The sequence below is a fragment of the Chloroflexota bacterium genome, from assembly GCA_014360805.1.
Classification (GTDB): domain Bacteria; phylum Chloroflexota; class Anaerolineae; order DTLA01; family DTLA01; genus DTLA01.
In genome coordinates this window covers 1-7,679 of the sequence record JACIWU010000111.1, presented here as the reverse complement: position 1 = coordinate 7,679, position 7,679 = coordinate 1, and the positions used below count along the sequence as shown (strand labels likewise).

Sequence of the window (7,679 nt, the reverse complement as noted above, 5' to 3'; positions counted from 1 at the left end):
CGCCGCGGGTTCAGGGGATGCAGAGCAAATTGGCAATTTGCTCCACGCGGGTGGGGATGAATCGCCGCACGGCCCCGCGGGGCTAAACCCCCGCGCTGAGGGGGCGTTTGGATCGCGAAGGACACGAAAGGGCGCGAAAGCCGCGTGCGCGTGTGCCCGCGCGGGGCTGAACCCCCGCGCTACAGGTGCAAAGCCCCCTTCGGGGCTATGCCCAGCCCGCAGGGCTTCGCCTCTTCAGCCCGATGCTTCAGCGTCGGGCGGGCAGGGCACAACGTGCGTCGCACGTTACCTATCCGAGGATGACCGTGGCTCGCGATCACTCCAGGATGGCCTGGGCCACGGCTCGCGGCGCTTCCTCCTGCACGTTGTGCCCCGCGCCCGGCACGATGACCAGCCGCGCCGACGGCTGCACCGCCGCCAGCGCCTGCCCGTTCGCCACGGAGTTGACGCGATCCGCCTCGCCCCAAATCACCAGCGTCGGCACCGTCAGACGCGCCAGCGCCTCCTGAAGGCCCCGCTGCTGCGACGGCAACCACAACGCCAGACGCCGAAACGCCGAGAAGAAGGCGCGGCGCTGGGCCTCATCCCGAACCCGCTCGTTAACCCGCCGGTACAGGAAGGCCCGCTCGGGCTCCGGCAGGTCGTCCAGGCGCGAGTAGTACGGCTCCAGCGAGCGGTAGGCGGCGTCGGGATTTCTCTGGAACCGACGGTACAGCAACTCGCCCACGCCCGGAATCAGGAACAGCAGGGTGGCCGCGTCCAGTTTCTGCGAGGGGGCCAACAGCCCGCCCGCCACAAGCACCAGCCGCTCCACGCGGTCGGGGTGGGTCAGCGCGGCGAAGTGGGCGATGATCGCGCCCAGGGAATGCCCCACGAGTTGCGCCCTGCGGATGGCGAGGACGTCCAGCAGTTCCAGGAGCGCGTCGCGGAAGAAAGGCACGGTGTAGGCGCGCCTGGGCTTGTCGCTGCGGCCGAAGCCGGGCAAATCCGGCGCGACGACGCGAAAACGCTCCGCCAGCGGCGGGATGACGTAGCGCCATGTGTCGGCCTCGTTGCCCAGGCCGTGGATGAGGATCAAGGGCATCCCATCCGCGGGGCCTGTGTCGTACACGAACAGCGAGACCCCGCTCGTCGGAAGCGTTACCCTGCGGGCGTGGGTCTCCAGATCGGGCCACGGAGCCATGCGATGCGCATGTGTCCTCATGACCGCTTCCCTCCCGTCACTTCACCTTACGTCTAATCCGCCCCCGTGTCCGGTCAGCGGGGCTTCTTGCCGCTCCGACGCCGCCCACACCGACAGGGCCTCGCCCTGAATTTCCCAGAGGCGGCGGTATAGCCCGTCGCGCGCCATCAACTCTTCGTGGGTGCCTTGCTCCACGATACGGCTTTCGTCCAGGACGGCGATCTTGTCGGCCTTCCGAATGGTGGACAAGCGGTGGGCGATGACGATCGTTGTCCGCCCAACCATGAGTCGCTCCAGCGCCTGCTGAATGAGGGCCTCGGTCTCGGTGTCCACCGACGAAGTCGCCTCATCCAAGATGAGGATGGGCGCGTCCCTGAGCACGGCCCGCGCAATGGCCAGCCGTTGCCGCTGCCCGCCCGACAGTTTCACTCCGCGCTCGCCAATGAGCGTATCGTATCCGTCGGGCAACTGCGCGATGAACTCATGGGCGTTGGCGATCTTGGCTGCACGAATCATCTCCTCTTCGGTTGCGTCGGGGCGGCCGAACAGGAGATTCTCGCGCACTGTGCCGTGGAACAGGAACACATCTTGGAGCACGATACTGATCTGCCCCCGGAGGCTCTTCAGGGTCAAATCCCGGATGTCATAGCCGTCAAGAGTAATGCGCCCCTCGCAAACGTCGTAGAAGCGCGGGATGAGGCTTGCCAGCGTCGTCTTGCCCACGCCCGTCGGCCCCACCAGCGCCACAACCGCGCCGGGCGCGATATGCAGGTTGATGTTGTCCAGAACCTTATCCCCAGGCCGATACCAGAAACTCACGTTTTCAAATCGGATGTCGCCCCTCGCCCGGCCCTTCAGTTCCACCGCATCGGGCCTGTCCATCATGTCCGGCTGCTGGGACAGGAGTTCGCTCACACGCTCCGCTCCGGCCAGCGACTGCTGGACGCTTTCCCACGCGCCGCTGAGGGCGCGCACGGGCTGGTAGAGCATCTCCAGGTACAGGAAGAACGCCACCAAGTCGGCCAGCGGCAGCATCTGCTTCAGCACGAGTTGGCCGCCGAAGTACACGAGTACAATCGTGCCCAACGATGACGCGAATTCCACAAACGGGTGGAACATCGCCATGAGGCGCAGGGCGCGCAGGAGGGCATCGCGATACTTCACAATGTGGCCCCAGATATGGGCCGCTTCCGCATCCTCACGGGTGAACGCCTTGATCTCGCGGATGCCCGACAAGTTGTCGTTCAGCGCGGCGTTCAGTTCGCCCAGTTCCACCTGTCGCGCGCGAAAGGCCGGGCGGACGTACCGCGTTACGCCCCGCATCGCCAGCGCGATGAGGGGGATGGGAATCATGCTCAGCAGCGTCAACTGCCAACTCATGCTGAACAGCACGGCGGTTACGCCCACGAGCATGAGCACGTTGACCAGCGCGTCGGGCACGGCATGGGCGATCAACTGCTCCAGCAAGTCCGAGTCGTTGACCACGCGCGACATCAACTGCCCCGTCTGCTTATCCTCATAAAAGCGGAGCGATAGGCGCTGCAGGTGCCGGTACAGGTCGGCGCGGACATCGGCGACAACGTTCCACCCGGCGACATGCGCCATGTAACTGCGCAGGTAACTGAAGAACCCGCGCGCTACAAAGACCACCAGAGCCAACAGCGAAAGCCGCGTAACCGTTCCCATCGTCTCCGGCCCCGCGTCGGCCTCTGTAACGGCGGCAATCATCGTCTTGACGATCCACGGGGCCACCAGTTGCACGCCCACCAGCAACAACATGCTGAAAATAGTGAGGGCAAGCGCCCGCGAATACCTACGCGCACAGTGGAAAACAAACCTAAGCGACCTCACGGGATAGTCCTCCACATGCAAACACTACGGGGAGTTTACCACCACTCGGCCCGCGTTCCAAAGCATGCAGGAGCAGGGTTCGGACCCCGAGTCTTTTGGTAACCGTCATACAAGGGCGCGGAACGCCCGAAGCCATCGTCGTGGTCATGCAGATCTCATCCCCGCGCCCTCGGCTTCCCCCCTCGCGCGGGCAGGGGTTGTGGAGCAAATTGGCAATTTGCTCCACGCGGGGGCACAGCATGCTGCTCCCCCACGGCCAGCCCGCAGCAAGATGTTTCAGCGTCTGGCGGGGATGAGGCCCGGCGAGATGGCGTCGCGTCTCTCGCCATGATGCACGAGGAAAATGTGCGCACAGTTCACCAAATAACATGGGGCCGAGCCTTTCGGCAATGCGCCGCGGTCAGTACCACTCCAAGTATCGCGACGCGCCTGGGCCCACCAGCACCGTCCCCCTCCCTGGCTCCAGCCCATCCTGGCGCATGACGAGCACTTCCCACGTTAGGCGGTGGTCGGCGGCATCCGTGGGCGGGCGCAGTTCGGCGGGCAAACGCCAGGCGTTCGCCTTCGTCCACCCCTCGCCGACGACCTGCCCGCCCCGGTACACGCGCACCACGTACCACTCGTCGGGAGCGAGCAGCCCTACCGAGGCCCACTGCACCCATACCGTGGCCGCCTCGCCGCGATACACCGCGCCGTCGGGCGGCCACAGCAGCGCAGGCGCGAGATACGGCGGGCCGGGCGTGGGCGTGCTGGTCGGGCGGAAGGTGGGCGTGGGCAGCGGCGTCGGCGTGCCCACAGGGATGATGATCGTCTGCCCCACCCGCAGCAGCGACGGGTCCTTGATGTTGTTGCGGCTCATCAGCAGGTTGACGTTGGTGTTGAACTTCTTGGCGATGCCCGACAGCGTGTCGCCCGACTCCACGGCGTAGACCTGCTCGCCAGGGGCCAGCGCCGCGCCCTCAACCGTCGGCGGAACCTGCGTCGCGGCCGGCTCCGGCGTCGGCGTCGGACGGGGGATGATCAACTCCTGCCCGATGCGGATGATGGAATCGGGCTGCAACCCGTTGGCCTCCAGAACAGCGCGCTCCGAGACGCCGTACTGCTTGGCGATGATGCCCACCGACTCGCCCTTCTGCACGATGTGGATGATGGGCGGCAAGGGCGTAAACGTCGGGGTGGGCGTCGCCGTGGCCGTGGGCGATGGGGTTCGCGTGGGGCGGGGCGATGGCGATGGGGACTCGTCCGCGGCAGTGGCCACGAGCGTGGGCGACGCCACTACGGGTTGGCCCGACGCCTTGGGCAAGAACGCCGCCAGCGCGGTCAGCGCCACCAGGGCCACCAGCACCAGGGCGATGGGCAAGGCCGATTCGCGTTGTCGGGCGTCCATGGCCCCCTAACCCTGCGCGAGCGAGCCGTCTATGCCCAACTGAGCGGCGACGGGCTTCAGCGCCTCAATCACCGTGGCGATGTGCTCCTCCAGGTCCACGCCCAGTTCCGCCGCACCTTGCTCAATCTCCTCGCGGTTGACCGCTCGGGCGAAGGCTTTGTCCTTCCACTTCTTGCGGACCGACTTCACTTCTACGTCGGCGATGTTCTTGCTGGGGCGCACCAGAGCCACGGCGATGACCAAGCCCGTCAGTTCGTCCACGGCGAACAGGGTCTTCTCCAGGGGCGTTTGGCGTGGGATCCCGCTGTAGTTGGCGTGGGAACGCACGGCGCGGACGATTTCGGCGGGCCAGCCCAAATCCTCTAGCATCTGCGCTCCGGCAAAGGGGTGCTCGCCCGGCCCCATCGTGGGGTGTTCTTCGTAGTCCACGTCGTGGATGAGGCCCACGATTCCCCAGAGTTCTTCGTCCTCGCCGAACTTACGGGCGTATGCGCGCATGGCCGCTTCCACGGCAATGGCGTGTTTGATGTGCTCCGGTTCTTTGTTGTGCTCGGTGAGCAGTCGCCACGCTTCTTCTCTCGTTACCATATCTCCCCCCATATTCACGCGGCCTTTCCATGCCGCGCCAGTTCTTTCTCCACGAAGGCCGTGAGTTGCCGTTGGAACTCCTCCACGCTGAAACGTTCGGCGTTGGCGCGCAACACGCCGACATCAAACGACATCTGCTCGCACCGCTCCACCGCGGCCATGAGCGATTCGGGCGTCTGCTCGGGGAACAAGATGCCCGTCCGCCCGTCCTCCACGGTGTCCAGCGCGCCGCCGCCGGCGAAGGCGATGACGGGCCGGCCCGCGGCCTGCGCCTCCACGGGCGTGATGCCGAAATCCTCCAGGCCGGGGAAGATCAGCGCCCGGCACCGCGCCATGTAGTCCCGCACCTGCTCAAAGGGCAGCCGCCCCAGGAACGACACGTTGGGCCGCGCCAGGGCCTCCAGCGCCTTGCGGTCGCGCCCCTCGCCGATGACGACCAGCGGCTTGCCCAGCCGATTGAACGCCTCCACGGCCAGGTCAATGCGCTTGTAGGGCACCAGGCGCGACACGACCAGGTAGTAGTCGTCGCGCTTCGCCGCAGGCTCAAACCTTTCCGTATGCACAGGCGGGTAGATGACCACCGAGTTGCGCCGATAGTAGCGGGCAATCCGCCGCCGCACCTCCTGCGAGATGGCGACGAACGCATCCACGCGATCCGCCGCCAGGCGATCCCACATCCGCAACTGCGCCAGGAACGGCACCAGCACAGCCTGCGCCAGCCTGCCCAGCCCCTCGCGACGGATGTAGTTGGCCGTGTCCCACAGGTAGCGCGTCGGCGTCAGGCAGTAGCAGATGTGCAGCGTCTCGGGCGGCGTGATGATCCCGTGGCAGAAGCCGCTCTTGTTGCTGATGACCAGGTCGTAGCCGGCAAAGTCAAACCGCTCAAAGGCCAGCGGGTAGAACGGCAGGAAGACCTGATGCTTGCGCTTGATCAGCGGCCACCTGTCCAGAAACGACGTGCGGATGTCCCAAGCCCTGTACGCATCGGGCATCCCCTCGCGCCAATAGATGGACGTATAGAGCGGAGCGTCCGGGAACATGGCCATGAGGGTTTCCAGCACCCCCTCGGCCCCGCCCATCTGGTTCAGCCAGTCGTGGACGATCGCAATGTTCACAAGCCCCTCTCAAACAGACCGCCGGCAGCGACAGAGCGCCCCGGCCCATGCGCCGAGTATATCACAACCCCCACCGTCGGGCAAGCCCGCCTGCCGCTTGCTTGGATTCGGTTCCATCTTGTGCTGGCGACCAAGGTGCGACTCACTTTCGGAAGTGAGTCGCACCTGTGCCCATGGCGCGACCAACAAACGTCGGAACCGAGGCGCCGCTTGACGTCCCCGCGCGGTCGGGCTATGCTATGCCCGGCCTGTGGCGGGCACGGCCACCGGCCGTTAGCCCTCGCTCTCAACCGCCGCGGACAGGCGTAAAGCGCGAGGGCCTATCGCCAGGAGACATCCCGTGCTGCCGAAACGGATCACGACGAAAGACGGCAAGACGATCATCATCCGCCATGTGCGCGACACGGACGCCGCGCCCCTCATCCGCCTGCTGAATGAGGTGTTCGCCGAGGAAGCGTTCATGCTGCGCTCCTCGTTCAACCAAACGCTTGAGGACGAGCGGGTGTTCATCCGAAGCGTGTCGCCCCCCAACCTGTACATCGTCGCGGAGCACAAGGGGGCGCTGGTCGGCTGGCTCACCCTGTTCCAGCACAGGGCCGAGTTCTGCCGCCACGTGGCGGAACTGGGCATCGGCGTAAGGAAGGGCTATCGGGGCGTGGGCATCGGGCTGGCGCTCATGCAGACGGCCCAGGATTGGGCCAAGGCGGTCGGCTTGGAGAAGATCACCCTGGGCGTGCGGGCCTCCAACAAGGTCGCGCAGCGCCTCTACGAGAAGTGCGGCTTCGTGTACGAAGGCCACCGCATTCGCCAGGTGAAGCATCGCGGCGAATACGACGACGACTTCATCATGGCCTGGTTCGCGGACTCCCCGTAGGGCCGCCCGCAACCTGCTACTGTCGCCCCGCTTCCAGTTCGTCCAGCAGCGCCACCGCGCGGCGAAGGTGCGGAATCACGATGGAGCCGCCCACGACCAGCGCCACCGAGAAGACCTCAAACAGTTCCTCGCGGGTTACGCCCTCGCCCACGCAGCGGATGATGTGATAGGCGATGCAGTCGTCGCAGCGCAGCACCATGGACGCCACGAGGCCCAACATCTCCTTCGTCTTTGTGGACAACGCGCCCTCGTTGTAGGTCTGCGTGTCCAGGGCGAAGAACCGCTTGATGACCAGGTTGTCTTCCTCAAGGATGCGCTGGTTCATGCGCTCGCGGAATTGCCGAAACTCCTCCAACCGACTGCCCATACGATCTCCTTGTGCGAAGTGCGAAGTTGCGGTAGTTTATCACGCGCCACGCCATCGCGCCAATCGCATAGCGCCCGCTGAGCCGCGCCCAAAGCCTGGGCCGTCATAGCAAGGGCGCGCAGCGCCGAAGCATCTCACGCCCGCGGCACACCCCAGCGCGGGGGTTTAGCCCCACGCGACCATGCGGCGATTCTTCCCCATCCGCGTAGAGCAAATTGGCAACTCGCTCGGCGTAGAGCAAATTGGCAATTTGCTCTACATCCCCCACCCACGGCGAGGGGGGCCAGGTCAGGAGGCGTACCTAGCCGCGCAAT

7 protein-coding genes are annotated in these 7,679 nt (G+C 65.7%); 1 reads left to right on the top strand and 6 read right to left on the bottom strand.

Annotated elements, in window-relative coordinates; genetic code table 11:
- Positions 1 to 316: 316 nt before the first annotated feature.
- From H5T65_13245 to H5T65_13225, 5 genes are all read right to left on the bottom strand, one after another.
- Positions 317 to 1,204 (bottom strand): alpha/beta fold hydrolase, encoded by an 888-nt coding sequence (locus H5T65_13245; protein MBC7260194.1) that lies wholly within the window; start codon positions 1,202 to 1,204, stop codon positions 317 to 319.
- 21 nt (positions 1,205 to 1,225) lie between these two features.
- Positions 1,226 to 3,034, bottom strand: coding sequence for an ABC transporter ATP-binding protein (locus tag H5T65_13240; GenBank protein ID MBC7260193.1), 1,809 nt, complete (start codon positions 3,032 to 3,034; stop codon positions 1,226 to 1,228).
- Between the two features lie 400 nt (positions 3,035 to 3,434).
- Complete coding sequence (locus H5T65_13235; protein MBC7260192.1) at positions 3,435 to 4,421, bottom strand: LysM peptidoglycan-binding domain-containing protein; 987 nt, start codon at positions 4,419 to 4,421, stop codon at positions 3,435 to 3,437.
- Between the two features lie 6 nt (positions 4,422 to 4,427).
- A complete protein-coding gene (locus H5T65_13230; protein ID MBC7260191.1) occupies positions 4,428 to 5,009 on the bottom strand; it encodes an HDIG domain-containing protein in 582 nt (193 codons plus the stop codon).
- Positions 5,010 to 5,023: 14 nt separating this feature from the next.
- Positions 5,024 to 6,124, bottom strand: a complete 1,101-nt coding sequence (locus H5T65_13225; protein MBC7260190.1) for a glycosyltransferase — start codon at positions 6,122 to 6,124, stop codon at positions 5,024 to 5,026.
- 340 nt (positions 6,125 to 6,464) lie between these two features.
- Here H5T65_13225 and H5T65_13220 point away from each other — a divergent pair, with 340 nt between their 5' ends.
- A complete protein-coding gene (locus H5T65_13220) occupies positions 6,465 to 6,998 on the top strand; it encodes a GNAT family N-acetyltransferase (protein MBC7260189.1) in 534 nt (177 codons plus the stop codon).
- 16 nt (positions 6,999 to 7,014) lie between these two features.
- Here the strand turns inward: H5T65_13220 and H5T65_13215 are convergent, their stop codons facing one another.
- Complete coding sequence (locus H5T65_13215; protein MBC7260188.1) at positions 7,015 to 7,365, bottom strand: carboxymuconolactone decarboxylase family protein; 351 nt, start codon at positions 7,363 to 7,365, stop codon at positions 7,015 to 7,017.
- Positions 7,366 to 7,679: the final 314 nt, after the last annotated feature.

Coding starts and splice junctions, on each gene's coding strand:
- H5T65_13245 (MBC7260194.1), bottom strand. CDS start 1,204: ATGAGGACACATGCGCATCGCATGGCTCCGTGGCCCGATCTGGAGACC.
- H5T65_13235 (MBC7260192.1), bottom strand. CDS start 4,421: ATGGACGCCCGACAACGCGAATCGGCCTTGCCCATCGCCCTGGTGCTG.
- H5T65_13230 (MBC7260191.1), bottom strand. CDS start 5,009: ATGGTAACGAGAGAAGAAGCGTGGCGACTGCTCACCGAGCACAACAAA.
- H5T65_13215 (MBC7260188.1), bottom strand. CDS start 7,365: ATGGGCAGTCGGTTGGAGGAGTTTCGGCAATTCCGCGAGCGCATGAAC.